The 25,041-nt window shown below is 66.3% G+C and carries 20 protein-coding genes; 13 read left to right on the forward strand and 7 right to left on the reverse strand.

Annotation, left to right across the window (positions count from 1 at the left end):
* Window positions 1–47: 47 nt before the first annotated feature.
* Together V9K97_RS18690 and V9K97_RS18695 are read left to right on the forward strand one after the other, a co-directional pair.
* The gene (locus V9K97_RS18690) at window positions 48–1,694 is read left to right on the forward strand and encodes a Mur ligase (protein WP_337319913.1); all 1,647 of its coding nucleotides are present in this window, start codon (window positions 48–50) and stop codon (window positions 1,692–1,694) included.
* A complete protein-coding gene (locus tag V9K97_RS18695) occupies window positions 1,691–2,758 on the forward strand; it encodes an aldose epimerase family protein (RefSeq protein WP_337319914.1) in 1,068 nt (355 codons plus the stop codon). Before V9K97_RS18690 ends, V9K97_RS18695 begins: the two co-directional genes overlap by 4 nt.
* Window positions 2,759–2,766: 8 nt before the next feature.
* Here the strand turns inward: V9K97_RS18695 and V9K97_RS18700 are convergent, their stop codons facing one another.
* Complete coding sequence (locus V9K97_RS18700; protein WP_337319916.1) at window positions 2,767–3,717, reverse strand: SMP-30/gluconolactonase/LRE family protein; 951 nt, start codon at window positions 3,715–3,717, stop codon at window positions 2,767–2,769.
* 107 nt (window positions 3,718–3,824) lie between these two features.
* On the opposite strand from V9K97_RS18700, the gene V9K97_RS18705 reads away from it, so the two are divergent.
* Window positions 3,825–4,631, forward strand: coding sequence for an SDR family NAD(P)-dependent oxidoreductase (locus V9K97_RS18705; RefSeq protein WP_337319917.1), 807 nt, complete (start codon window positions 3,825–3,827; stop codon window positions 4,629–4,631).
* Here V9K97_RS18705 and V9K97_RS18710 read toward each other — a convergent pair whose 3' ends face one another.
* On the reverse strand, window positions 4,632–5,591 hold the full coding sequence (locus V9K97_RS18710; protein ID WP_126745424.1) for a LysR family transcriptional regulator: 960 nt from the start codon (window positions 5,589–5,591) through the stop codon (window positions 4,632–4,634).
* Window positions 5,592–5,729: 138 nt separating this feature from the next.
* Here V9K97_RS18710 and V9K97_RS18715 point away from each other — a divergent pair, with 138 nt between their 5' ends.
* From V9K97_RS18715 to V9K97_RS18760, 10 genes are all read left to right on the forward strand, one after another.
* Entirely contained in the window at window positions 5,730–7,181 is a 1,452-nt protein-coding gene (locus tag V9K97_RS18715; RefSeq protein ID WP_337298066.1) for an aldehyde dehydrogenase family protein, read from the forward strand.
* Window positions 7,182–7,229: 48 nt separating this feature from the next.
* Complete coding sequence (locus V9K97_RS18720; protein ID WP_337298067.1) at window positions 7,230–8,195, forward strand: ABC transporter substrate-binding protein; 966 nt, start codon at window positions 7,230–7,232, stop codon at window positions 8,193–8,195.
* Between the two features lie 12 nt (window positions 8,196–8,207).
* Window positions 8,208–9,278 carry a multiple monosaccharide ABC transporter substrate-binding protein gene (gene chvE, locus V9K97_RS18725; protein ID WP_337298068.1) on the forward strand — a complete coding sequence of 357 codons (1,071 nt, stop codon included), beginning with the start codon at window positions 8,208–8,210 and terminating at the stop codon, window positions 9,276–9,278.
* Window positions 9,279–9,286: 8 nt separating this feature from the next.
* Window positions 9,287–10,843: a multiple monosaccharide ABC transporter ATP-binding protein gene (mmsA, locus tag V9K97_RS18730; RefSeq protein WP_337319919.1), complete on the forward strand. Its 1,557-nt coding sequence runs from the start codon at window positions 9,287–9,289 to the stop codon at window positions 10,841–10,843.
* A complete protein-coding gene (gene mmsB, locus V9K97_RS18735; RefSeq protein WP_337319921.1) occupies window positions 10,830–12,044 on the forward strand; it encodes a multiple monosaccharide ABC transporter permease in 1,215 nt (404 codons plus the stop codon). Before mmsA ends, mmsB begins: the two co-directional genes overlap by 14 nt.
* Window positions 12,045–12,048: 4 nt before the next feature.
* Window positions 12,049–13,569 (forward strand): sugar ABC transporter ATP-binding protein, encoded by a 1,521-nt coding sequence (locus V9K97_RS18740; RefSeq protein ID WP_337319923.1) that lies wholly within the window; start codon window positions 12,049–12,051, stop codon window positions 13,567–13,569.
* A 145-nt stretch (window positions 13,570–13,714) separates the two neighbouring features.
* Window positions 13,715–14,749, forward strand: coding sequence for an ABC transporter permease (locus V9K97_RS18745; RefSeq protein ID WP_337319925.1), 1,035 nt, complete (start codon window positions 13,715–13,717; stop codon window positions 14,747–14,749).
* Window positions 14,746–15,789 (forward strand): galactofuranose ABC transporter, permease protein YjfF, encoded by a 1,044-nt coding sequence (yjfF, locus tag V9K97_RS18750; protein WP_337319927.1) that lies wholly within the window; start codon window positions 14,746–14,748, stop codon window positions 15,787–15,789. Before V9K97_RS18745 ends, yjfF begins: the two co-directional genes overlap by 4 nt.
* Window positions 15,790–15,836: 47 nt before the next feature.
* Entirely contained in the window at window positions 15,837–17,588 is a 1,752-nt protein-coding gene (locus tag V9K97_RS18755) for an IlvD/Edd family dehydratase (RefSeq protein ID WP_337319928.1), read from the forward strand.
* A gap of 6 nt (window positions 17,589–17,594) precedes the next feature.
* Window positions 17,595–18,512 (forward strand): dihydrodipicolinate synthase family protein, encoded by a 918-nt coding sequence (locus V9K97_RS18760; RefSeq protein WP_337298075.1) that lies wholly within the window; start codon window positions 17,595–17,597, stop codon window positions 18,510–18,512.
* 28 nt (window positions 18,513–18,540) lie between these two features.
* Here V9K97_RS18760 and V9K97_RS18765 read toward each other — a convergent pair whose 3' ends face one another.
* From V9K97_RS18765 to V9K97_RS18785, 5 genes are all read right to left on the reverse strand, one after another.
* Window positions 18,541–18,795 carry a hypothetical protein gene (locus V9K97_RS18765; RefSeq protein WP_012746204.1) on the reverse strand — a complete coding sequence of 85 codons (255 nt, stop codon included), beginning with the start codon at window positions 18,793–18,795 and terminating at the stop codon, window positions 18,541–18,543.
* Between the two features lie 175 nt (window positions 18,796–18,970).
* Window positions 18,971–19,477: a hypothetical protein gene (locus tag V9K97_RS18770; RefSeq protein WP_337319930.1), complete on the reverse strand. Its 507-nt coding sequence runs from the start codon at window positions 19,475–19,477 to the stop codon at window positions 18,971–18,973.
* A 79-nt stretch (window positions 19,478–19,556) separates the two neighbouring features.
* Window positions 19,557–19,964, reverse strand: coding sequence for a hypothetical protein (locus tag V9K97_RS18775; protein WP_337319932.1), 408 nt, complete (start codon window positions 19,962–19,964; stop codon window positions 19,557–19,559).
* Between the two features lie 149 nt (window positions 19,965–20,113).
* Window positions 20,114–22,681, reverse strand: a complete 2,568-nt coding sequence (cphA, locus tag V9K97_RS18780; RefSeq protein WP_337319933.1) for a cyanophycin synthetase — start codon at window positions 22,679–22,681, stop codon at window positions 20,114–20,116.
* A gap of 13 nt (window positions 22,682–22,694) precedes the next feature.
* Window positions 22,695–24,938 (reverse strand): cyanophycin synthetase, encoded by a 2,244-nt coding sequence (locus V9K97_RS18785; protein ID WP_337319935.1) that lies wholly within the window; start codon window positions 24,936–24,938, stop codon window positions 22,695–22,697.
* Window positions 24,939–25,041: the final 103 nt, after the last annotated feature.

Raw genomic sequence — 25,041 nt, forward strand, 5'->3', positions numbered from 1 at the left:
GGCCTGTCATCATTCGCGCCTGCATGAACCAGGAAACGACCCTCCCCATGGATCTGTTGAATCGCGCCAGGCAGGTCCTGGCGGCGCCTGACGGCACGTTGCCCGGAACCGCCGCCACACCCGAGGCGGGCTGCGTGGCCTTCGTTGCGCTGGGCGACGGTGCGAGCCGCGCACGCGTCACGGCCGGGCGCGGTGCCACCGCTGATGAGGCTTGGCAGCAGGCGGGCGATGCCGCGCTTGCGCTCGTCCGGCGCATCGGCCTGGAGCCCTGCCGCATGCGCGTGGAAATCGTCGACGAGGTCGAGCCCATGACCTGGAGCGCATTGAAAGAGCGCCTGTCGCGCACCAAGCGCAACTACTTCAACCGGGGCGTGTCGTTCGACGCCAAGTTCGAAGTGGCGCTGCTCGCGCCCGAGATCAACGGCAGCGCCATCTTCTACAACGGCACCGTGGAGCATGCGGAGCCCAACCCGGGCAACCTGCGCCTGCACGGGCAGCGGCGCTTCGGAAGAGACATCGACTTCCCCTCGGACGACGACGCGCCGGTGTGGTGCTTCACCACCCGGGGCGCCTACGTTGACGCCGAGGGGGCATGGCCCCTTACCGCCAAGGGCCAGGCCGCGTGTTATCGAACGCTGCCTGAGTGGAACGCGGACCAGGCGCGCCGGCTTGTCGACACCGCGAGCGACTACCTCGCCGCGCAGGTCAAGCCCTCGGGCGAGTTCTACTACGGTTGGTTTCCGTGTTTCGACCGGCCGATTCCCACCTACAACACCCTGCGCCACGCCAGCTCGACCTACGCGCTGCTCGAGGCCTGGGAGCTGACCCGCAGCGACACCCAGAAGGCGGCCATCGACCGCTCGCTGGCCTTCTTGAAAGACCGGCTCATCCGTCAGGTCGAGCTGCCCGACGGCACGCGCGCCGCCTACCTGCTGGATGTGGGCAATGAAATCAAGCTTGGCGGCAATGCGGTGTGCCTGCTGGCTTTGGTCAAGTACACCGAGCTCACCGGCGATGCGCAGTACCACCCGCTGATGGAGCAACTCGCGCTCGGAATCCAGGCCATGCAAGACCCGGCGAGCGGGCGCTTCGTGCACGTGCTCAATCATCCGGGGCTCGATGTGAAGGATGCGTTCCGCGTCATCTACTACGACGGCGAAGCGGCCTTCGGCCTCATGCGCCTGTACGGCCTCACGCGCGATCCGCGCTGGCTTGCCGTGGTCGAAAAAGCCTTCGAACATTTCATTGCCGCGGAGCATTGGCGCGCGCACGACCACTGGCTGAGCTACTGCGTCAACGAGCTCACGCGCTACAGGCCCGAAACGCGCTACTACCAGTTCGGCCTGCAGAACGTGGCCGACTACCTGGACTTCGTGCTGCAGCGCATCACCACCTTTCCCACGCTGCTCGAATTGATGATGGCCGCGCGCGAAATGGTGGCGCGGCTCGATGCCGACCCCGCGCTGCGCCCGCTGCTCGAAGGGCTCGACCGCGACAAGTTCGACCGCGCGCTCGAGCATCGCGCGCGCTACCTGGCCAACGGTTATTTCTGGCCTGAGCTCGCGATGTTTTTCCGGAACCCCGACCGCGTGGCCGGTTCGTTCTTTATCAAGCACCACAGCTTTCGCGTTCGCATCGACGACGTGGAGCACTATCTTTCGGGCCTCGTCGCCTACTGGAAATACCGCCGATGAACAGCCGCATCACCTCGCGCGAGTTCGGCCGCATGCCCGATGGGCGCGCCGTGACCGAATACACCCTCGACAACGGCCGGGGCCTCAGCCTCAGCGCCATCAACCTTGGCGGCATCGTCACGGCGCTGCATGTGCCCGATCGCGGGGGGCAAAGCAGCAACATCGTGCTCGGCCTGCCCACGCTCGAGGACTACCTGAAGCCGCATCCGCACTTCGGCACCATCGTCGGCCGCTATGCCAACCGCATTGCGGGCGGGCGCTTCACGCTGGACGGCGTTGCGCATCAGGTCGCGGTGAACAACGGCGCCAACTCGCTGCATGGCGGGCACAAGGGCTTTGGTACGCGCTTCTGGCACATCGAAGAAGTGCCGGCAGACAGCGCGGCGGGCGAAGTGGCCATTGAGCTGCGCTACACCAGTGCGGACGGCGAAGAGGGCTTTCCGGGCGAGGTGCAGGTGACCGTGCGCTACGTGCTCGGCACCACCGACAACACATGGCGCATCGACTACCGCGCCGAGGCCGACCGGGCTACGGTGTTGAACCTGAGCCACCACGACTACTTCAACCTGGCCGGCGGCGGTGCCGTGCGGGACCATCGGCTGACCATTCCGGCGAGCCGCTTCTGCCCCGTGGATGCGGGCCTGATTCCCCTCGGCCTGGCGCCTGTGGACGAAACGCCGTTCGACTTTCGCGTGCCCGCGCAGATCGGCGCGCGCATGGACGAACCGGATGAGCAGTTGCGCGTGGCGGGCGGCTACGACCACAACTGGGTGCTCGACCGCGAGCCTGCCGGCCTGGCGCTGGCGGCGCGTCTGGAGCACGAGCCCTCAGGCCGCGTGATGGAGGTGCTGACGACGGAACCGGCGGTGCAGTTCTACTCGGGCAACTTTCTCGACGGCAGCCTTCGCGGGCGCAGCGGCGAGAGCTTTCGCCAGGGCGCGGGCCTGTGCCTGGAAACGCAGCACTATCCCGATTCGCCGAATCAGCCGGGCTTTCCTTCGACGGTGCTCCGGCCCGGAGAAACCTTCAGCAGCAGCACGCTGCACCGCTTCGGCGTTGCTTGAATAGCTAGCTAGCTGTTGACCGCAGCCGCGCCGAACTCCGCGGCGGGCAGGCCGGGGCTTCCGATGCGAACCGAAAACAGCGCGCCGGCCAGCGGCTCCGCTTCGATCTGCTTGGCCGTGAGCCCGCTGCGAGCGGTGGTGATGTAGAGCGTGCACATGTCTTCGCCACCGAAGGCGCAGTCGGTCACATTGCTGGCAGGCAGCTCGATGCGGCACAGCTCGGCGCCGCTCACCGGGTCATGGCAGCTCACGCAGTGCCCGCCCCAGCGCGCAATCCACAGGCGGCCGGCCGCGTCGGTCGTCATGCCGTCGGGCAGGCCGTCGCCCTCGGCAAAGCGCAGCCACACCCGCTTGTTGCTCACGGTGCCGGCCTCGCGGTCGAAGTCATACGCATACACGCAGCCTTCGACGGTGGCGTTGAAATACATCGTGCGCTCGTCGAGCGACCACGCGGGGCCGTTGGTGACTGCAAAGCCGTCGTCGTGGCGCGTGCAGCGGCTGTCGGCATCGAAGCGGTAGAGCGCACCCGTCGGCGCCACGCAATCGAAGTCCATCGTGCCGCCCCAGAAGCGGCCCTTGCTGTCGCACTTGCCGTCGTTGAAGCGGTTGCCGGGTCGGTCGGTTTCCGGTTGGTGCAGGTAGCGCGGCGGCACATCGACAGCCGGGTCGAAGAAGGCGAAGCCGCGGCGCATGGTGACGATCAACCCCGGCGCGCCTGCGCGCTCGGCCAATGCGGTGATCTCTTCGTCGAACTGCCAGCTTTGGCTCGCGCCGCTTTGCGGGTCGTAGCGGTACAGGCGGCATCCGAGGATGTCGATCCAGTAGAGCGCCCGTTCGCGCGGCGACCACAGCGTGCCCTCGCCGAGCGTGGCCTCCGCCGGCCACAGGCATTCGGGCTGGCCAAGAATGGTTGGCGCACCGAGGGGTGCGGGCGTGGATGTGCTGCCGTTCTGGGTCACTTGTTTTTGCACCTTCGTTGTCTCGGGTCCTTGACGCGGCGGATCGTATCAAGGCATATTGATAATAGAAATCAAAGTTTATGGCATTAACTGATATTGATTTTGCAATGTCATCGCCAAGCCCGGAGACACACACCTTGACGGATTCCCAGAAGTTATCGATTCACCCCAGCCTGAAGGGGCGCGCCGTGTTCGTCACCGGCGGCGGCAGCGGCATTGGCGCGGCCATTGTTGCCGCCTTTGCCGCGCAGGGCGCGCGCGTGGCGTTCATCGACATTGCCGAAGGCGCCAGTGCAGCGCTGGCGCAACGGATCGCCGACGAAGGCCATGCGGCGCCGTGGTGGCGCGCCTGCGACGTGCGCGACATCGGCGCCATGCAGAAGGCCATTGCCGATGCGGCCGCCGAACTGGGCGACTTTGCCGTGCTGGTCAACAACGTGGCGAGCGACGACCGCCACACGCTGGAATCGGTCACGCCCGACTACTACGACAACCGCATGGCCATCAACGAGCGGCCCGCGCTGTTCGCCATTCAGTCGGTGGTGCCGGGCATGCGGCGGCTGGGCTTCGGCTCGGTGGTCAACCTGGGATCGACGGGCTGGCAGACCAAGGGCTCGGGCTACCCCTGCTATGCCATTGCGAAGTCTTCGGTTAACGGCCTCACGCGCGGCCTGGCGGTGGATCTGGGCAAGGACCGCATCCGCATCAACACCGTGTCGCCCGGCTGGGTGATGACGGAGCGGCAGGTTCAGCTGTGGCTGGACGACGAGGGCGAGCAGGCGCTCAAGCGCAACCAGTGCCTGCCCGACAAGCTCATGCCCGAGGACATCGCGCGCATGGTGCTGTTCCTCGCGTCGGACGACGCGAAGATGTGCACCGCGCAGGAGTTCACGGTGGACGCGGGCTGGACCTGATCAGTCCATTTCGAGCTTGCGGCCGTAGACGCTGAAGCTCGCGGTCTTCAGCGCCTTCATCATCACCTTGGCCGCGGGCGAGAGCAGCCGGTCGGTGCGCGTGATGATGCCGAAGGCGTCCATGTGGCAGGGCATGTCCAGCGGCAGCAGCGACACGATGCCGTGCGCCGCGTAGTAGCGCGCCACGTCGCTGGCGAGCACGGCGACCATGTCGCTTTGCTGCAGCATGCGCGTGATGAAGAGCAGGGCCGAGCTCTCGATGATGTTGCCCGGCGGTGAAAGGCCTTCCTCCTGGAACATCAGCTCGAAGCGGTGGCGCAGCACGCTGCCCGCGGGCGGCACGATCCAGCCGGCGCCCACCACGTCGCGCAGCGTGAGGCTGCTCATGCCCAGCAGCGGATGGCCGGGGCGCACCAGTGCGCACACCGGCTCCTCGGCCAGCGCCTCGTAGCGCAGTTGCGACTTGTCGTGCTCGGCGAACAGCCGTGCCACCAGGATGTCGAGCTTGCCTTGCTCGAGCCGGTCGATCAGCACCGCGCTGGTCTCGATCTCGAGCGACACGCGCAGGTCGGGCTGTTCGCGCTTCACCATGGCCACCGCGGGCGGCATCAGCGTGAGGCCCGGCGCGGTGATGGCGCCCACGCCCACCTGGCCGAAGCGGCCCGCCTTGAGCGCGGTGAGTTCGTCGTGCGCCTGGTTCAGGCTGGCCAGCGCCACGCGGGCGTGGCGGATCATGGTTTCGCCGTACCAGGTGGGGCGCATGCCGCGCGGCAGCCGGTCGAACAGCGGCACCTCCAGCACGTCTTCCAGGTCTTTCAGCAGCTTGGAGGCCGCGGGCTGGGTCATGTTGAGCACCTGCGCCGCGCGGTGGATGTTGCCTTCCTCCGCCAGCGCCACCAGCAAAAGCAGCTGCCGCGTCTTGAGGCGGGCGCGGATGAACCAGTGGTTGTAGTTGGTCATTTGTTATTGAAACTTTGGGCTGCCGGGTTTTCCAGAATCCAGCGATTGATATGCATTTTGTCGAAAAAATGATTGGATTGATATCAATTCTGTTTCTAGACTCGCGGCACTTCAAGAAAACGAGAGGCAAGAAGCGCGGTGATCCACGGCGAGCTTCATCAGAGCGTGCGGCAGTACATCAATGGCCGCTGGGAAACCAGCGCGACCACGGGTGTGAGCGCCAATCCTTCGGACACCAGCGAAGTGGTGGCCGAATACGCGCGCGCCGATCGCCGGCAGGTCGAGTTCGCGATTCGCGCGGCTGCCGACGCCTTTCCGCACTGGAGCCACAGTACCCCGCAACGCAGGGCCGACGTGCTCGACCGCATCGGCACCGAGCTCTTGGCGCGCCGGGACGAACTCGGCCTGCTGCTGGCGCGCGAGGTCGGCAAGACCTTGCCCGAGGCGGTGGCCGAAGCCACGCGCGCCGGCCAGACCTTCAAGTTCTTCGCGGGCGAGGCGATGCGCGGCGGCGGCGAAAACATGGCCTCGCTGCGCGCCGGCGTACAGGTCGACGTCACGCGTGAGCCGGTGGGCGTGGCGGGGCTCATCACGCCGTGGAACTCGCCGCTGGCGGTGCCCGCCACCAAGATTGCGCCTGCGCTGGCGCATGGCAACAGCGTGGTGTTCAAGCCGGCCGAACTGGTGCCGGCCTGCGGCTGGACGCTGGCCGAAATCATCAGCCGCGCCGCATTGCCGGCGGGCGTTTTCAACCTGGTGATGGGCAGCGGCCGCGAGGCGGGCCAGGCGCTGGTCGACAGCCCGCTGGTCGATGCGGTGAGCTTCACCGGCTCGGCGCGCAACGGCGAGCGCATTCTCCAGGCCGCTGCCGCGCGGCGCGCCAAGGTGCAGCTCGAGATGGGCGGCAAGAACGCGCTCGTGGTGCTGGCCGATGCCGACATCGATCACGCGGTCGATTGCGCGGTGCAGGGCGCCTACTTCTCCAACGGACAGCGCTGCACGGCGTCGAGCCGGCTCATCGTCGAGGCCGCCGTGCACGACGTCTTCGTTGCGCGGCTGCACCAGCGGCTCAAGACGCTGAAGATCGGCCATGCGCTGGAGCGCGGCGTGGACATCGGGCCCCTGGTCGACGAAGAGCGGCTCGCGCGCAGCCTGGCCTGGGTCGAGATTGCTAAAGAAGAGGGCGCCGAGCATGTGTGGGGCGGCGCGCCGCTCAAGCGCGCCACGGCCGGCCACTACATGAGCCCGGCGCTCTTTCTGGCCAGGCCCGAGCACCGCATTGCGCGCGAGGAAATCTTCGGCCCAGTGGCCTGCGTGCTGCGCGCCGCCGACTACGACGAAGCGCTGGCGCTGTGCAACGACACGCCCTCGGGCCTCAGCGCGGGTATTTGCACCAACTCGCTCAAGCACGCGATGCATTTCAGGCGCCATGCCGAAGTGGGCATGACGATGGTCAATCTGCCGACCGCGGGGGTGGACTTCCACGTGCCCTTCGGCGGCCGCAAGGGGTCGGGCTACGGGCCGCGCGAACAAGGGCGCCACGCCGCGGAGTTCTACACGACGGTCAAGACCGGCTTCATGCGGGCCTGACCACCACGGACGGTTTTCAACAAGCACTTAGAAAGAAGGAGACAAGCCATGAAACTCAATCGCCGCACCCTCAATATCGCGCTGGCCGCAGCTTCGCTCGGCGGGCTTCTGCCTGCCACGGCACTGGCGCAGAAAAAAATCGTGCTGGGCTTCAGCCAGGTTGGCGCCGAAAGCGAATGGCGCACCGCCAACACCGAGTCGATCAAGTCTTCCGCCAAGGAAGCGGGCATCGAGCTCAAGTTCTCCGACGCGCAGCAGAAGCAGGAAAACCAGATCAAGGCGATCCGCTCGTTCATTGCGCAGAAGGTGGACGTGATCGCCTTCTCGCCGGTGGTGGAGTCGGGTTGGGAAACCGTGCTGCGCGAAGCCAAGGCCGCGAAGATTCCGGTGGTGCTGACCGACCGCGCCGTGAACACCAAGGACGATTCGCTCTACGTGACCTTCATGGGATCCGACTTCGTGGAAGAAGGCCGCAAGGCGGGCCGTTGGCTGGTCGAGAAGATGAAGGACCAAAAGGGCGAGGTGAACATCGTCGAGCTGCAGGGCACCGTGGGCTCCGCCCCGGCCATCGACCGCAAGAAGGGCTTCGAGGAAATCATCAAGGCCGACCCGAAGTTCAAGATCGTGCGTTCGCAGACCGGCGACTTCACGCGCGCCAAGGGCAAGGAAGTGATGGAAGCCTTCCTGAAGGCCGAGGGCAAGAAGATCAACGTGCTGTACGCACACAACGACGACATGGCCATCGGCGCCATCCAGGCCATCGAGGAAGCAGGCCTGAAGCCGGCCAAGGACATCACGATCATCTCGATCGATGCCGTCAAGGGCGCCTTCGAAGCCATGATCGCCGGCAAGCTCAATGTGTCGGTCGAATGCAGCCCGCTGCTCGGCCCGCAGCTGATGAGCGCCGTGAAAGACATCAAGGCCGGCAAGGCACTGCCCAAGCGCATCGTGACCGAAGAAGGCATCTTCCCCATGGAAGTCGCTGCCAAAGAGTTTCCCAATCGCAAGTACTGAGAGCCTATTCCCATGAAACGCAACTTCCTCAAGGCCTCGCTCGCAGGCATCGCGCTGGCCATGGCCGGCATCGCACCGCTCGCGCATGCGCAGGACAAGGGCCCGATCGCCATCTCGATGCCCACGAAGTCGTCAGCCCGCTGGATCGCCGACGGCGCCAACATGGTCAAGTACTTCAAGGAAAAGGGCTACAAGACCGACCTACAGTACGCCGACGACGACATTCCGAACCAGCTCGCGCAAATCGAGAACATGGTCACCAAGGGATCGAAGGTGCTGGTGATTGCGGCCATCGACGGCTCCACGCTGTCCGACGTGCTGCAGAAAGCGGCCGACAAGGGCGTGAAGGTCATTGCGTACGACCGGCTCATCAAGGGCTCGAAGAACGTCGACTACTACGCCACCTTCGACAACTTCCAGGTGGGCGTGCTGCAGGCGCAGTCGATCGAGGCGGCACTTGGGCTGAAGAGCGGCAAGGGCCCGTTCAACATCGAGCTGTTCGGCGGCTCGCCGGACGACAACAACGCCTTCTTCTTCTACAACGGCGCCATGTCGGTGCTGGACCCGTACATCAAGAGCGGCAAGCTCGTGGTGCGCAGCAAGCAGATGGGCATGGAAAAGGTCGGCACGCTGCGCTGGGACGGCGCGGTGGCGCAGGCGCGCATGGACAACCTGCTGTCGGCCTACTACACCAAGGACCGTGTCGATGCGGTGCTGTCGCCGTACGACGGCTTGTCGATCGGCATTCTGTCGTCGCTCAAGGGCGTGGGCTACGGCTCCGCTTCGCAGCCGATGCCCGTCGTCTCCGGCCAGGACGCCGAGATTCCTTCGGTCAAGTCGATCCTGCGCAAGGAGCAGACCTCGACCGTGTTCAAGGACACGCGCGAACTGGCCAAGGTCACGGTGGCCATGGTCGACGCGATGCTCTCGGGCAAGACGCCTGAAGTGAACGACACCAAGACCTACAACAACGGCGTCAAGGTGGTGCCTTCTTACCTGCTCAAGCCCGTGAGCGTGGACGGGGGCAACTGGAAGCAGGTGCTGGTCGACAGCGGCTACTACAAGGAAAGCCAGGTCAAGTGAGAAGCGGCATGGAAGCAGACTCGCGCAGCATCCTCGAGATGCGCGGCATCACCAAGACGTTTCCCGGCGTGAAGGCGCTGAGCAATGTCAACCTGGCGGTGCGCGCGGGCGAGATCCATGCGGTGGTCGGCGAGAACGGCGCGGGCAAGTCGACGCTCATGAAGGTGCTGAGCGGCGTCTACCCGTGCGACTCGTACACCGGGGAGATCCACTTCGAGGGCGAGCTGCGCCGCTTCAAGAGCATTGCAGACAGCGAGAAGCTCGGCATCATCATCATTCACCAGGAGCTCGCGCTGGTGCCGCTGCTGTCCATTGCCGAGAACATCTTTCTCGGCAACGAAATTACGCGCGGCGGCGTGATCGACTGGTTTGCCGCCTACGGAAAGACGCGCGAGCTGCTTGCCAAGGTGGGCCTGAAAGAGCCGCCCACCACGCTGGTGACCGATCTGGGCGTGGGCAAGCAGCAGCTGGTCGAGATTGCCAAGGCCCTGGCCAAGGAAGTGAAGCTGCTGATTCTGGACGAGCCCACCGCCAGCCTCAACGAGAACGACAGCGACGCCTTGCTGATGCTGCTGCTCGAGTTGAAGCGGCAGGGCATCGCGTCGATTCTCATCTCGCACAAGCTCAACGAGATTGCCAAGGTGGCCGACTCGATCACCGTGCTGCGCGACGGCGCCACGGTGGAAACAATGGATTGCCGCAACCAGCCGATCAGCGAGGACCGCATCATTCGCGGCATGGTCGGCCGCGACATGGCGCACCGCTATCCGCAGCGCCATCCGAAGATCGGCAACACCGTGTTCGAAGTGCGCGACTGGCGCGTGCACCACGCGCTGCATGCCGACCGCGAGCAGATCAAGGGTGTGAACCTGCATGTGCGCCAAGGCGAGATCGTCGGCATTGCGGGCCTCATGGGCGCGGGGCGCACCGAACTCGCAATGAGCGTGTTCGGCAAGTCCTACGGCCAGCGCATCAGCGGCACGGTGCTGATGCACGGCCAGCCGGTGGACGTGGGCACGGTGCGCAAGGCCATCGACCAGGGCATTGCCTATGTCACCGAAGACCGCAAGGGCCTGGGCCTGGTGCTGGAAGAAAACATCCAGAAGAACGTGAGCCTGGCCAACCTGGAGGCGGTGTCGAGTTCGATGGTGATCGACGACGCGCGCGAATTCAAGGTGGCCAGCGACTACCGCAAGGCGCTCAACATCCGCTCTTCGGGTGTGGAGCAGTTGGTGGTCAACCTGTCGGGCGGCAACCAGCAGAAGGTGGTGCTCAGCAAGTGGCTCTTTACCAAACCCGAACTTTTGATCCTCGACGAGCCCACGCGCGGCATCGACGTGGGCGCCAAATATGAGATCTACACCATCATCGACCAGCTCGCGAGCGAGGGCAAAGGCATTCTCATGATTTCTTCCGAACTGCCGGAGCTGCTAGGCATGTGCGACCGCATCTATGTGATGAACGAGGGCCGCTTCGTGGCCGAATTTACGGCGGCAGAGGCTTCGCAGGAACGCATCATGCACGCCATCGTGAGCGCCGGGAGTTCCGTCCATGTCGCAGCCTGAAGCCAACGCGGTGAACGCCGCCGTCCCCGTCGCAGAGGCTGCCCCGAAGCTGCACGCCGGCTTCCTGAAGAACAACCTGCGCGAATACGGCATGCTGATCTCGCTGGTCGCGATCATGGTGCTGTTCCAGGTGCTGACCGACGGCACGCTGCTGCGGCCGCTGAACCTGACCAACCTGCTGCTGCAGAACAGCTATGTCGTGATCATGGCGCTGGGCATGCTGCTGGTGATCGTGGCGGGGCACATCGACTTGTCGGTGGGCTCGGTCTGCGGCTTCATCGGGGCGCTGGCGGCGGTGCTGATGGTCGAGTACGAATGGCACTTCGTCCCCACGGCCCTCATCAGCATTGCGGCGGGCGCGGTCATTGGCGCGGCGCAGGGCTGGTTCGTCGCATTCCGAAAGATTCCGTCGTTCATCGTCACGCTCGCGGGCATGCTGGTGTTCAAGGGGCTCACGCTGGCGTTGCTGGCGGGGCAGTCGGTCGGGCCGTTTCCGGTCGAGTTCCAGCGGCTGAGTTCGGGCTTCATTCCCGATCCGCTGGGTGGCGACACATTGCGCACCACCTCGCTGGTGGTCGGCGCGCTGGCCGCCGCGGCGCTGGTGTTCTTCAAGCTGCGTGGGCGCGCCAAGCTCGCGGCGCACGGCATGGAAACGGAGCCGTACGTGTTCTTCCTTGTGAAGAACCTGTTTTTCGCGGCCATCATCCTGTTCTTCAGCTACCTGTTGTCGACCTACAAGGGCCTGCCCAATGTGCTGATCGTGATGGCGGTGCTGATCGTGGTGTACGACTTCGTCACCAACCGCACCACCATCGGCCGGCGCATCTACGCGCTGGGCGGCAACGAAAAGGCGGCGCGGCTGTCGGGCGTGAAGACGCAGCGCCTTGCGTTCCTGACCTTCGTGAACATGGGCGCGCTGGCCGCGCTCGCGGGCCTGGTGTTCGCGGCGCGGCTCAACACCGCCACGCCCAAGGCCGGCCTGGGCTTCGAGCTCGACGTGATCGCGGCCTGCTTCATCGGTGGGGCCTCGGCCTCGGGCGGCGTGGGCCGCGTGATGGGCGCGGTGATCGGCGCGTTCATCATGGGCGTGATGAACAACGGCATGTCGATCCTGGGCATCGGCATCGACTACCAGCAGGTGATCAAGGGCCTGGTGCTGCTGGCTGCGGTGTTCATCGACGTCTACAACAAGAACAAGTAAGCGCATGACGGGCGGCAGCATTTCACCCGTGCTCGAACTGCGGGGCATCCACAAGCAGTTCGGCGACATTCCGGTGCTGCGCGATGTGCAGCTGCGGCTCTACCCGGGCGAGATCCATGCGCTGATGGGCCAGAACGGCGCGGGCAAGTCGACGCTCATCAAGGTGCTGACGGGTGTGCTGCCATCAAGCGGCGGCGAAATATGCCTCGACGGGCAAGCCATTCATCCCGCATCGCCGCTCGAAGCGCAGAAGCTGGGCATCAGCACGGTCTACCAGGAGGTCAACCTGTGCCCGAACCTCTCGGTGGCCGAGAACGTGTTTGCGGGCCGTTATCCGCGCTGCGGCGCGGCGCAGGGCTTTCGCATCGACTGGGCGGCCGTCAACCGGCGCGCCGCTGAACTGCTGGCCCGCATCGGGCTCGACATCGACGTGACCCGGCTGTTGTCGAGCTACTCGGTGGCTGTGCAGCAGCTGGTGGCCATTGCGCGTGCGCTGGGCGTGTCGTCGAAGGTGCTGATCCTCGACGAGCCGACTTCGAGCCTTGACGACGACGAGGTCGAAAAGCTGTTCGAGGTGCTGCGGCGCCTGCGCGGGGAAGGGTTGGCCATCGTCTTCGTGACCCACTTTCTGAACCAGATGTATGCAGTGTCAGACCGCATCACGGTGCTGCGCAACGGCAACTGGGTGGGCGAGTGGCGTGCCGCGGACCTGGGACCGCAGGCGCTGATTGCCGCAATGCTGGGGCGGGAGCTCGCGGCCCAGTCGGCCCGACCCGCTGCGCTGCCGGCGTTCGACGAAGCGGCGCCGGCCTTGCTTCAGGCAGAAGGCCTGGGACAAACAGGGCAGTTGCAGGCAACCGATTTGCGCGTGCGCGCCGGTGAGGTGGTCGGCATTGCGGGCCTGCTGGGCGCCGGCCGCACCGAGCTCGCGCGCCTGCTGTTCGGGCTCGAAACGCCCGACCGCGGCGTGCTGAAGATCGACGGACGGACGGTCAGCTTTTCGAACCCGGCGGACGCGGTTCGCGAAGGGCTGGCGCTGTGCCCCGAAGAGCGCAAGACCGACGGCATCGTGGCCGAGCTGTCGGTGCGCGAGAACATTGCGCTCGCGCTGCAGGCGCGGCTCGGCACGCGGCGCTTTCTGCCGCACGCCGAACAGACCGCGATGGCCGAGCGCTTCGTCGCGTCGCTGGGCATCAAGACCGCGAGCGTGGAAACACCCATCGGCCTGCTTTCGGGCGGCAACCAGCAGAAGGCGATGATTGCGCGCTGGCTCGCAACGGAGCCGCGCCTGCTGATACTCGATGAGCCCACACGCGGTATCGACGTGGCGGCCAAGCAGGAAATCATGGAAGAGATCCTTCGGCTTGCGCGAGCGGGCATGGCGGTGGTCTTCATCTCTTCCGAAATCAGCGAAGTGGTGCGCGTGGCGCATCGCATCGTGGTGCTGCGCGATCGCAAGAAGGTGGGCGAACTGCCGGGCGGTTCGACCGAGGACGAGGTCTACGAAATGATTGCAGCAGCATGAGCACCCTTTTGTCTTTCTCCCTCCCTTTCCGGGGGAGGGCAGGGGTGGGGGCACAGCGGCCTTCGATTGAATGCTGCTGGCTCGCGAGCGCCGTCTGCCCCCATCCCAGCCTTCCCCCGGAAGGGGAAGGAGCAAGGCAGAACACATGACGCGCCTCTCTACCTTCATGCGCCACCGCCTGGCCTGGCCCATCGTCACGCTGCTGCTCCTGCTCGCAGTCAACACAGCCTTCAACGCCAGCTTCCTGCACCTCGAGTGGCGCGACGGCCATCTCTACGGCAGCCTGATCGACATCGTGAATCGCGCGGCACCGCTGGTGCTGGTGTCGCTGGGAATGACATTGGTCATTGCCACGCGCGGCATCGACATTTCGGTAGGCGCCGTGGTGGCCATTGCGGCGGCCGTGGCGGCCTGGATGATCGGCGGCTCGGTCGCCAGCGACGTAAGCCGCTTTCCGATGTGGCTGGCCATCCTGGCCGCCCTTGGCGTGGCGCTGCTGTGCGGCCTGTGGAACGGCCTGTTGGTGGCCAAGGTCGGCATGCAGCCGATCATCGCGACGCTGATCCTCATGGTGGCGGGGCGCGGCATTGCGCAGCTCATCGCTGACGGGCAGATCATCACGATCTACTACAAGCCGTTTTTCTTCCTTGGCAGCGGTTATCTGCTGGGCCTGCCGTTCTCGCTGTTCATCGTGGCGGTGGTGTTCGTGCTGCTGTACCTGGCCATCACGCGCACCGCGCTCGGCCTGTTCATCCAGGCGGTCGGCATCAACCCGACCGCGGCGCGCGTGGCTGGTGTGCAGGCGCGGCGGCTCATCGTTGGAGCGTATGCGTTCTGTGGCGTGTGCGCGGGCATTGCGGGCCTCTTGATCAGCTCCAACGTCAAGAGCGCAGACGGCAACAACGCGGGCCAGCTGCTGGAACTCGACGCCATCCTGGCCGTGACGCTAGGCGGCACCGCGCTCACCGGCGGGCGCTTCAGCCTCATGGGTAGCGTGATCGGCGCATTGATCATCCAGACGCTGACCTATGCCATCTACTCGCTGGGTGTGCCGCCGGAGATCAATTTGGTCGTCAAGGCGGTCGTGGTGTTTGCGGTGATGCTGTTGCAGTCGCCGGAGTTCAGAGCAGAAGTGCGGTCGCTGGTGCAGCGGCCGGCGCATGAAGGGGGACGGGCATGAGCGCGGTGATCGAGGCGGCTGCACCCTCACCCCAACCCCCTCCCACCAGTGGGAGAGGAGGAGGGAGAGGGGGCAGGGCAGGGCTCAATCCGAAGTACTTGCCGCTCACGGCGACCATCTCGCTGTTCTTGCTGATGGCCACGCTCGGTTCGGTGTTCTACGACGGCTTCTTTTCGGCGCAGGTGTTCCTCAACCTGCTGATCGACAACGCCTTCCTGATCGTCGTGGCCGTGGGCATGACCTTCGTGATTCTTTCGGGCGGCATCGATCTTTCGGTGGGCTCGGTGATTGCGCTGACCACGATGGTGTCGGCCTCGCTGGTCGAGAAGCACGGCTGGAGCCCTATGGTGGTGATTCCGCTGGTACTGGCCATGGGCACGGCCTTCGGCGCGTTCATGGGCCTGCTCATCGAGCGCTTCAGGCTGCAGCCCTTCATCGTCACGCTCGCGGGCATGTTCCTGGCACGCGGGCTTTGCTACCTGATCAGCATCGATTCGATCAGCATCACCAACGAGTTCTATTCGGAGGTCTCGCAGATCCGCATTCCCATCTGGGGCGAGGCTTCGCTGTCGATCAGTGCGGTGATCGCCGTCGTGGTGCTGCTGGCCGCGGTGTTCATTGCGCACTGCACGCCCTTCGGCCGCGCGGTGTACGCCATTGGCGGCAGCGAGCAGTCGGCCATGCTGATGGGCCTGCCGGTGCGTTCCACGCTCGTTGGCGTGTACACGCTGTCGGGCTTCTGCTCGGCGCTGGCGGGCGTGATCTTCACCTTCTACATGCTCTCGGGCTACGGCCTGCACGCGCTGGGGCTGGAGCTCGATGCGATTGCGGCGGTGGTCATCGGCGGCACGCTGCTCACGGGCGGCGTGGGCTATGTAGCGGGCACGCTCTTCGGCGTGCTGATGCTCGGGATCATCCAGACGCTTATCTCGTTCGACGGCACGCTGAGCTCGTGGTGGACGCGCATCGTGGTGGGTGCGCTGCTCTTCGTGTTCTGCCTGCTGCAGCGCTTCTTCACTTCGCGTGCGCCCCGGCGCTGACGCGTTCGTTGTTTTTCTCTTTTCTCTCGCTTTCAGGAAACTTCCGCATGCCGGACCAAACTCCCAAGAAGAAGCTTCGCTCGACCGAATGGTTCGGCTCGGCCGACAAGAACGGCTTCATGTACCGCAGCTGGATGAAGAACCAGGGCATACCGGACCACGAGTTCGACGGCCGCCCGATCATCGGCATCTGCAACACATGGTCGGAGCTCACGCCGTGCAACGCGCACTTCCGCAAGATCGCCGAGCATGTGAAGCGCGGCATCTCCGAGGCGGGCGGCTTTCCGGTCGAGTTTCCGGTGTTCTCCAACGGCGAATCGAACCTGCGGCCCACCGCCATGCTCACGCGCAATCTTGCGAGCATGGACGTGGAAGAAGCCATTCGCGGCAACCCGGTCGATGCGGTGGTGCTGCTCACGGGCTGCGACAAGACCACGCCCGCACTGCTGATGGGCGCGGCAAGCTGCGACATTCCCGCCATCGTCGTCACGGGCGGGCCGATGCTCAATGGCAAGCTCGAAGGCAAGAACATCGGCTCGGGCACGGCCGTGTGGCAGTTGCACGAGTCGCTGAAGGCCGGTGAGATCAACCTGCACCAGTTCCTTTCGGCCGAAGGCGGCATGTCTCGCTCGGCGGGCACCTGCAACACCATGGGCACGGCCTCGACGATGGCCTGCATGGCCGAAGCTCTGGGCGCCTCGCTGCCGCACAACGCGGCCATTCCGGCGGTCGATGCGCGGCGCTATGTGCTTGCGCAGATGTCGGGCATGCGCGCTGTCGAAATGGCGAAGGAGGGCCTCACGCTCTCGAAGATTCTCACGCGCGAGGCTTTCGAGAATGCGATTCGCGTCAATGCGGCCATCGGCGGATCGACGAACGCGGTGATTCACCTGAAGGCCATTGCTGGGCGCATCGGCGTCGACCTCGAGCTGGAGGACTGGACGCGCATCGGCAGCAACACGCCGACCATCGTCGACCTGATGCCCTCGGGCCGCTTCCTGATGGAAGAGTTCTATTACGCCGGCGGCCTGCCTGCGGTGCTGCGGCGCCTTGGCGAAGCCGGCCTGCTGCCGCACCCCGGCGCGCTCACCGTCAACGGCCAGTCGATCTGGGACAACGTGCGCGAGGCGCCGAGCCTCGACGACGAGGTGATCCGGCCGCTGGACAAGCCGTTGATCGCCGACGGCGGCATTCGCATCCTGCGCGGCAATTTGTCGCCGCGCGGCGCGGTGCTCAAGCCGTCCGCAGCGTCGCCAGAGTTGCTGAAGCATCGCGGTCGGGCCGTGGTGTTCGAGAACCTCGAGCACTACAAGGAGCGCATCGTCGATGAAAGCCTGGAGATCGACGCCAGCTCCGTAATGGTGATGAAGAACTGCGGCCCCAAGGGCTACCCCGGCATGGCCGAAGTCGGCAACATGGGCCTGCCGCCCAAGCTGCTGCGCCAGGGCGTGAAGGACATGGTGCGCATTTCGGATGCGCGCATGAGCGGCACGGCCTACGGCACGGTGGTGCTGCACGTCGCGCCCGAAGCGGCCGATGGCGGGCCGCTTGCGGCGGTGCGCGACGGCGACTGGATCGAGCTCGATTGCGATGCAGGCCGGCTGCACCTGGACATCAGCGACGAAGAGCTGGCGGCGCGCCTGGCATCGCTTTCGAGCAAGGACGCACAGCCCATGAGCACGCGCGGCGGCGGCTACCAGAAGCTCTACGTCAACCACGTGCTGCAGGCCGATGAAGGCTGCGACTTCGACTTTCTGGTGGGCTGCAGAGGCTCCGCCGTTCCCCGTCACTCACACTGATCCAACATGACTCCCAGATACCGCGGCATCTTCCCGGTGGTGCCCACCACCTTTACCGAACAGGGCGCGCTCGACCTCGAAAGCCAGAAGCGCTGCGTCGATTTCATGATCGATGCCGGCTCCGACGGCCTGTGCATCCTGGCCAATTTTTCCGAACAGTTCGTGCTGTCCGACGAAGAGCGCGAGGTGCTTACGCGCACGATGCTGGAGCACGTGAACGGCCGCGTGCCGGTGATCGTGACCACCACGCACTACAGCACCAAGGTGTGCGCCGAGCGCAGCCGGCGCGCGCAGGACATGGGCGCGGCCATGCTGATGGTGATGCCTCCCTATCACGGCGCCACGTTCCGTGTGCCCGAGCCGCAGATCTTCGAGTTCTACGCCGGCCTGTCAGATGCGGTGAGTATTCCGATCATGATCCAGGACGCACCGGCGAGCGGCACGGTGCTGTCGGCGCCGTTCCTCGCGCGCATGGCCAAGGAGATCGAGCAGGTCGCGTACTTCAAGATCGAGACGCCCGGCGCGGCCTCGAAGCTGCGCGAGCTGATCCGCCTTGGCGGCGACGCCATCGAAGGCCCGTGGGATGGCGAGGAAGCCATCACGCTGATGCCCGACCTCGATGCCGGCGCCACGGGCTCAATGACCGGCGGGGGCTACCCGGACGGCATTCGCCCGATCATCGAGGCGCACCGCGCCGGCGACCGCGACAAGGCCTTTGCGCTTTACCAGCAGTGGCTGCCGCTCATCAACTACGAGAACCGGCAAGCCGGCCTCCTGGCCTGCAAGTCGCTCATGAAGGAAGGCGGCGTGATTGCCTGCGAGGCACCGCGGCATCCTTTGCCGGCAATGCACCCGGACACGCGCGCAGGGCTGATCGAAACCGCGAAACGGCTCGATCCGCTGGTGCTGCGCTGGGCGCGCTGAAGAGAAAAGACTTGAAAGAGAAGGGCGCTCAGCTCTTCTCGAGTTCGCTCACCTGCAGCGACAGGTCGAACAGCTTCGACTTGCTCGCGTAATAGCGGTCCAGCCGCCATTCCTTCAGGATGTCCATGGCGAGCTCGAAGCTCTTGTAGTCAAGGCTGTAGAGCGTGACCAGCTCGAAGCTGCGTTCGGATTCGAGCGCCAACACGAGCTGGGCCAGGATCTTGGCCGATTCGTTGGCCGGGTCCGTTTCTATGAATCGGCGAGCGACCTTGATGGCATTCATGGGAAAGGTTTCCTCGGTAGGCAGAGACCGAGAACTATAGCTAGCAGCCCGCCGTGCTTTATGACAGTCGTGTGACAAGCGGGGTCATCGCAGCGTGCGCGGGCCTGGTGTATGCAGCCCGTCGCCGCATCGAAAGGCGGCGACGGGTGCCGCAGCTGCCGACCTCAGCGCTGCATCAGCGTGCGGGCAGCGGCGCCGGCTGCATGGGCGCGATCGGCGTCATGGGAGCCATCGGCGCGATCGCCGGAGCCGGTACGCGTGAAGGCGCGGGCACTGGAGCCGGCATCACGGCAGGAGCCGGCATGACCACGGTGGTGACCGATTCGCGGATCACGCCGCCGCCCATCACGCTGCCATCGACGGCACCGCGGGTGTTGCCACTGCCGCCAAGCACGCGTGCTTCGCAGTCGGCGCGATCGGCCGGCGGCTGCAGTCCGCAGCGCGCGAGCGCGTTGCGCTGGTAGTCGGGCGCGCTGGTCAGGCCGCCGCGAGCGGCTTCCTGGCGTGCGGCGCCGGCTTCGCGAATGCAGGCGGCCCGGTCTTGCTGGTTGTGCCCGCAGACCGCGATCTCCTGGTGGTAGGTGGAATCGCCGCGACGCGGCTGCGCCGAGGCCGATGTGGCCGCGGCAATACCGCCCACGGCAATCAGGGCGGCAATCATCGAACGTGCTGTGCTGTTCATGGTGTGCTCCTCTAAGTGGCGTGAAACGAAAACTGTTCGACAGGCTGCTTCAAGCCAGGTTCCACGCGTGGATGGCTGCTCAGCGCGAAGGCGCGGCAGGTTGCGGGGGCAGGGGTGTCACGGTTTCGCGGATGACGCCGCCGCCCATCACGCTGCCTTCAGTGGTGGTGCGTGCGCCGCCCTGCAGGCGGGCTTCGCAATCGGCGCGGTCGGCAACCGGCTGTTCGCGGCAACGCGCCATGGCATTGGCGTCTGCGCGGCCCGGGCCCACGTTGGTCAGGCCATTGCGCTGCGCTTCCTGCCGCGCGGCACCGGCCTCGCGAAGACATGCGGCGCGGTCCTGCTGGACGCCGTCGCACACGGCGCGCTCCTGCTGGGCGCGTTCCGCGGAACCGGGCGCCTGGGCCAGCGCCGGGGCAGTTATGAAGAAGCTGCTTGCTGCAAAAAGCGCGGCAGCAGAAAGGTTGGAACGAACTGTTGTTGTCATCGGGTGCTCCTGGTTGAGGCGCGCCCTCCGAAAGCGCGACCGGAGCAACAGTGTGGTCCGGCCGCCCCCTAAGGGGTGTGGGACTGCAGAGACAGCAGCCCCGGCCAGACTCGCCGATGCGTGTGGGACGTGTCCGGCACCCGCCGGGATCAGCCCGCTGCGATGCGCTGTGCCAGGTGTGCGAGCGCTTCTTCGACCTGGTCGACCAGGATCAGCGACAGGTCGCCGGGTTGCAGCCGCGCGAGCGCGGTGTCGATGGCAACGAACTCCCCGCGGATCTCGTCGATGTAGCGCGTGCGTGCCGCGCCTTGCAGGCCCTGGCGCAGCAGCGCCATTACCTCGCCGTCGGCACGGCCGCGCTGGGCTGCGTCCTGGTAGAGGATCACGTCGTCGAAAGCCTGGCCCAGGATGGCCGTCTGGTCGCGAATGTCGGAATCGCGCCGGTCGCCCGCGCCGCTGATCACCACCGAGCGCTTGTTGGCCGGCATGGTGTCCACGGCCGACACCAGCGCGCGCATGGCGTCGGTGTTGTGGCCGTAGTCGGCAATCACGGTGGCGCCGCGGTAATCCATGACGTTGAAGCGCCCCGGCACGCCGGCCGCGTCGTTCATAAAGCTTGCGAGGCCGCTGCGGATGGTGTCCCAGTCCAGGCCCACGGCCCACGCCGCGGCCACCGAAGCCATCACGTTGTCGACCTGGAAACCGATGGTGCCGTTGCGCGTGATCGGCACGTCGCGCAGCGCAATGCGCTCGCGCCACGAGCCCTCGGCCGCCACCAATGCGTCCTGGTCGACGTACACCGTGCGCTTGCCCTGTGCGCGGTGCGTGGCCATGACCGGATGCTGGCGGTCGGCGGTGAAGAAGATCACGTGGCCGGGGCAGCCGGCGGCCATGGCGGCCACGTTGGGGTCCGCGGCGTTGAGCACCGCATAGCCGTCGGTCGCCACGTTGCGGACGATCACGCGCTTGAGCACCGCCAGGTCTTCGACCGTGGTGATGTAGTTCAGGCCCAGGTGGTCGCCGCTGCCGATGTTGGTGACCACGGCCACCTGGCAGCGGTCGAAGCCGAGGCCTTCGCGCAGTACGCCGCCGCGCGCCACTTCGAACACGGCCGCATCCACGTCGGGGTGCATGAGCACGTTGCGCGCGCTCTTGGGGCCGCTGCAGTCGCCGCTGTCGGTCTGGCGGCCGTCGACGTACACGCCGTCGGTGTTGGTCATGCCGGTGCGCAGGCCGCTCGATGCGAGCAGGTGGTTGATGAGGCGCGCCGTGGTGGTCTTGCCGTTGGTGCCTGTGACGGCCACCACGGGAATGCGGCCGTCGTCGCCGGGGGCGAAGAGCGTGTCCACGATGGCCTCGCCGACCGCGCGGCCGCGGCCGAAGGAGGGCGAGATGTGCATGCGCAGGCCGGGCGCGGCATTCACTTCGACCACGCCGCCGTGCTGCTCTTCGAGCGGGCGCAGCACGTTTTCGCACACCATGTCGACGCCGCAGATGTGCAGGCCCACCATCTGCGCCGCATCGACGGCGCGCGCGGCCACCTCGGGGTGCACGGTGTCAGTGACGTCGGTGGCGGTGCCGCCGGTGGAAAGGTTGGCGTTGTTGCGCAGCACCACGCGCTCACCGCGCGCGGGCACGCTCTCGGGCGTGAGGCCCTGAGCCTCGAGCCGGCCGATGGCAATATCGTCCAGGCGAATCTTGGTGAGCGAGGTGGCATGGCCTTCGCCGCGGCGCGGGTCGAGGTTCACTGCGTCGACCAGCTGGCGCACGGTGGAGTTGCCATCGCCGATCACGTTCGGCGGATCGCGCCGCGCGGCGGCCACGAGGCGGTCGCCCACCACCAGCAGGCGAAAGTCGAAGCCCGGCAGAAACTTCTCGACCATGACTTCGCCGTACGCTGCGGCCGATTCGTAGGCGGCCGTGAGCTGCTCGCGCGTCGTGATGTTGACCGTGACGCCCTTGCCCTGGTTGCCGTCCTGCGGCTTCACCACCACCGGCAGGCCGATTTCCATGGCCGCGGCCCAGCCGTCGTCGGCGTCGGCCACCGGCCGGCCCAGCGGCACGGGCACGCCGGCGGCATTGAGCAGCTGCTTGGTGAGTTCCTTGTCCTGCGCAATCGATTCGGCCACGCCGCTGGTGCTGTCGATTTCGGCCGCCTGGATGCGGCGTTGCTTGGAGCCCCAGCCGAACTGCACCAGGCTGCCGCTGGTGAGGCGGCGGTACGGAATGCCGCGGGCCACGGCGGCATCGACGATGGAGCCGGTGCTCGGGCCGAGCCGCTCCGACTCGTCGAGGTCGCGCAATTCAGTGATGGCGGCGGAGGCGTCGAAGGCCGTGTCGGCCAGTGCGGCGGCAATCAGCTCTTCGGCCAGCGCGAGCGCGCGGCGCCCGACGGCTTCTTCGGTGTATTGGAAGGTGACCTGGTACACGCCTTCTTCCACGGTGGGCGAGGTGTGGCCGAAGTTGACGGCACAGCCGGCCTGCGCCTGCAGCGCCACGGCGGCGTTCTCGAGCACGTGCGCGAGTGCCAGCGGCTGGCCCAGCACCATCGGGTGCAGTTCGCCGATGGTGGGAAAGCGCGCACGCAGGCGGGCTTCGAAGCCCGGCAAACGGCTGATGGCGTTTTCATTGCCTTCGCAGGCAACGACCGCTTCGATGGCGGTGTGGCGGCTCCAGAGATTGGGACCGCGCAAGGCGCGGATACGGGTAACTTTCATGGGGCGGCGCGCATCAGGCAAATTGGGGTTGGGACGAAAGCGGCTGCGTCTGCGAGAGCTGCAGCGAGGCCAGCGCCGCCTGCAGGTCGGCTTCGAAAGCCTCGACACCCGCACCGATGAGGTTCAGCGGAATGCCCAGCGCCCAGGCTGCGGCCACCGCGGCCAGCAGGCTCTCGAGGCTGACGCCCGCATGCGTGGCGCGCCAGACGGTCAGGCGGCCGAGGCCGGGCAGGAACGATTCGCTGCTGCCGGTGGCCAGCACCACGCGGTCTTGCCGCACCAGCACGGCCTTGCCGCCCGCGGCCTGGTGTGCGGTGAGGGCAGGCGCCTGCGGATCGGCGGCATACAGGATGACGGAGCCGTCGCACAGCGGCGCCAGGCCCGCCACGCGCGGATCGCCCGCGTTGAGCACGGCTGTTCCTTCGGCCAGAACCACGTCGACCTGCGTGCGCAGCACCTTGACCATCTGGTCGCTTTCGGTGATGTCGTAGTCGGCCAGCGCCTCCACGCCTTCCAGGTCGGTGACGATGCCCACTTCGCAGCGGTCGTACGCAAGGCCGTCGCGCAGGATCGTTTCGGCGCCGTTCTCGATGACGACGGCTTCCACCGCGCGGTTCACGAGCAGGCGGTGGCCGGCGTCCCAGTTGGCGCTGTCGCGTGCATCGACGCGGCGGCGCTCGAGGAACAGGCCGTCGCGGCAGGCAAGGCCGGTGTGGCGCCCGCCAAGGTTGATGACCCAGGCGACCAGCCGCGCAAGCACGGCGGTGCCTTGGGAGCCTGCAACGCCCACCACCGGAATACGGCCCGGTGCGTCGTTGGGGAACAGGTGGTCGCAAATCGCGCGGCCCACCGGGCGCGGCGAACCGACGGCCGGCTTCAGGTGCATCAAGAGGCCGGGGCCGGCATTCACTTCGACGATGGCGCCGCGCTGCGGGCCGAGCGGCTTGCCGATGTCCTGCGCCACGAGGTCGATGCCCGCAATGTCGAGGCCCACCACGCGCGCGGCCAGCACGGCGGCATGCGCCACTTCGGGATGGACCTGGTCGGTGCAGTCGTTGGCCATGTTGCCGTTGCGCTGGATGGTGACCACGCGGCTCGCGGCCGGCACGGAAGCACCGTCGAGCTCCTGGCGCTTGAGCTCGAGTTGCAGCTTGGCATCGGTGGCCAGCACGATCAGGTCGAGCGGGTACTCTTCTTCAGCGCCGCGGCGCGGGTCGCTGTTGAGCTGCTTTTCGATGAGTTCGGCCACGGTGCTCTTGCCGTCGCCCGTCACGGTAATGATCTCGCCGCGCGCGGCCGCCACCACTTCGCCGCCCACCACCAGCAGGCGGTGTTCGTGGCCGCGAATGAAGCGCTCGACCATCACATCGCTGCCTTCGGGCTCGGCCACCGCGAAAGCGGCCATGACTTCTTCGCGCGTGGTGAGTTCGAGCGACACGCCGCGGCCGTGGTTGGCGTCCGAAGGCTTCACGACCACCGGCAGGCCGATGTCTTCGGCGGCTTCCCAGGCTTCTTCGGCGCTGGCCACTACCTGGCCTTCGGGCACCGGTACGCCGCAGCTGGCGAGCAGCGACTTGGTCAGTTCCTTGTCGCTGGCAATCGATTCGCCGATGGCACTGGTGTAGTCGGTCTCGGCGGTCCAGATGCGCTGCTGGTTGGCGCCGTAGCCCAGCTGCACCAGGTTGCCGCTGTTCAGCCGCATGTGCGGAATGCCGCGGTCCGTGGCTGCGGACACGATGGCCGCGGTGCTCGGGCCCAGGTAGCAGTCTTCGACCTTGGCCTTGACCGCATCGACCGCCTTTTGCACGTCGGCGGCGGTGAACGGGTCGTTGTTGATGGCCGCCATCAGCAGGCGGTGGCCTTCGGCCAGCGCCACCCGGGCCACCTGCTCGTCGCGCGCGCGAAACACCATGCGGTAGACGCCGTGCTCCGAGGTGCTGCGGGTCTGGCCGAAACCGGTCGGCATGCCCGCCAGGTTCAAGAGTTCGATCACCACGTGTTCGAGCACGTGGCCCGACCAGGTGCCTTCGGTCAGCCGCTGGATGAAGCCGCCGCGTTCGCCCACGCCGCAGTGGTGCTCGATGAGCGCCGGCAGCAGGGTCGTCAGGCGGTCGGTAAACCCGTCGATCTTGTTGGAGGGGTAGTCTTCCAGCTGGCCCAGGTCGAGCCACACTTCGAGCACCGGACGGTAGGTCCAGAGGTTGGGGCCGCGCAAATAGTTGATGCGCAACAGGCGGATGTCGTCGAAACGGGTCATGCAAACGTTCGATGTGCTTTGGCCGAGCACCACGGCGCCTTCAAGCGCGCCCATGGCAATCGGTCAGAATCGGCGCCCGACAAAGGACGCCATGGCGCGGTCC

It is taken from the genome of Variovorax sp. CCNWLW186, from assembly GCF_037203865.1.
In the GTDB taxonomy this organism is placed as follows: Bacteria; Pseudomonadota; Gammaproteobacteria; order Burkholderiales; family Burkholderiaceae_C; genus Variovorax.

Coding starts and splice junctions, on each gene's coding strand:
- V9K97_RS18690 (WP_337319913.1), top strand. CDS start 48: ATGGATCTGTTGAATCGCGCCAGGCAGGTCCTGGCGGCGCCTGACGGC.
- V9K97_RS18695 (WP_337319914.1), top strand. CDS start 1,691: ATGAACAGCCGCATCACCTCGCGCGAGTTCGGCCGCATGCCCGATGGG.
- V9K97_RS18705 (WP_337319917.1), top strand. CDS start 3,825: ATGTCATCGCCAAGCCCGGAGACACACACCTTGACGGATTCCCAGAAG.
- V9K97_RS18710 (WP_126745424.1), bottom strand. CDS start 5,591: ATGACCAACTACAACCACTGGTTCATCCGCGCCCGCCTCAAGACGCGG.
- V9K97_RS18720 (WP_337298067.1), top strand. CDS start 7,230: ATGAAACTCAATCGCCGCACCCTCAATATCGCGCTGGCCGCAGCTTCG.
- chvE (WP_337298068.1), top strand. CDS start 8,208: ATGAAACGCAACTTCCTCAAGGCCTCGCTCGCAGGCATCGCGCTGGCC.
- mmsA (WP_337319919.1), top strand. CDS start 9,287: ATGGAAGCAGACTCGCGCAGCATCCTCGAGATGCGCGGCATCACCAAG.
- mmsB (WP_337319921.1), top strand. CDS start 10,830: ATGTCGCAGCCTGAAGCCAACGCGGTGAACGCCGCCGTCCCCGTCGCA.
- V9K97_RS18740 (WP_337319923.1), top strand. CDS start 12,049: ATGACGGGCGGCAGCATTTCACCCGTGCTCGAACTGCGGGGCATCCAC.
- V9K97_RS18745 (WP_337319925.1), top strand. CDS start 13,715: ATGACGCGCCTCTCTACCTTCATGCGCCACCGCCTGGCCTGGCCCATC.
- yjfF (WP_337319927.1), top strand. CDS start 14,746: ATGAGCGCGGTGATCGAGGCGGCTGCACCCTCACCCCAACCCCCTCCC.
- V9K97_RS18755 (WP_337319928.1), top strand. CDS start 15,837: ATGCCGGACCAAACTCCCAAGAAGAAGCTTCGCTCGACCGAATGGTTC.
- V9K97_RS18760 (WP_337298075.1), top strand. CDS start 17,595: ATGACTCCCAGATACCGCGGCATCTTCCCGGTGGTGCCCACCACCTTT.
- V9K97_RS18765 (WP_012746204.1), bottom strand. CDS start 18,795: ATGAATGCCATCAAGGTCGCTCGCCGATTCATAGAAACGGACCCGGCC.
- V9K97_RS18770 (WP_337319930.1), bottom strand. CDS start 19,477: ATGAACAGCACAGCACGTTCGATGATTGCCGCCCTGATTGCCGTGGGC.
- V9K97_RS18775 (WP_337319932.1), bottom strand. CDS start 19,964: ATGACAACAACAGTTCGTTCCAACCTTTCTGCTGCCGCGCTTTTTGCA.
- cphA (WP_337319933.1), bottom strand. CDS start 22,681: ATGAAAGTTACCCGTATCCGCGCCTTGCGCGGTCCCAATCTCTGGAGC.
- V9K97_RS18785 (WP_337319935.1), bottom strand. CDS start 24,938: ATGACCCGTTTCGACGACATCCGCCTGTTGCGCATCAACTATTTGCGC.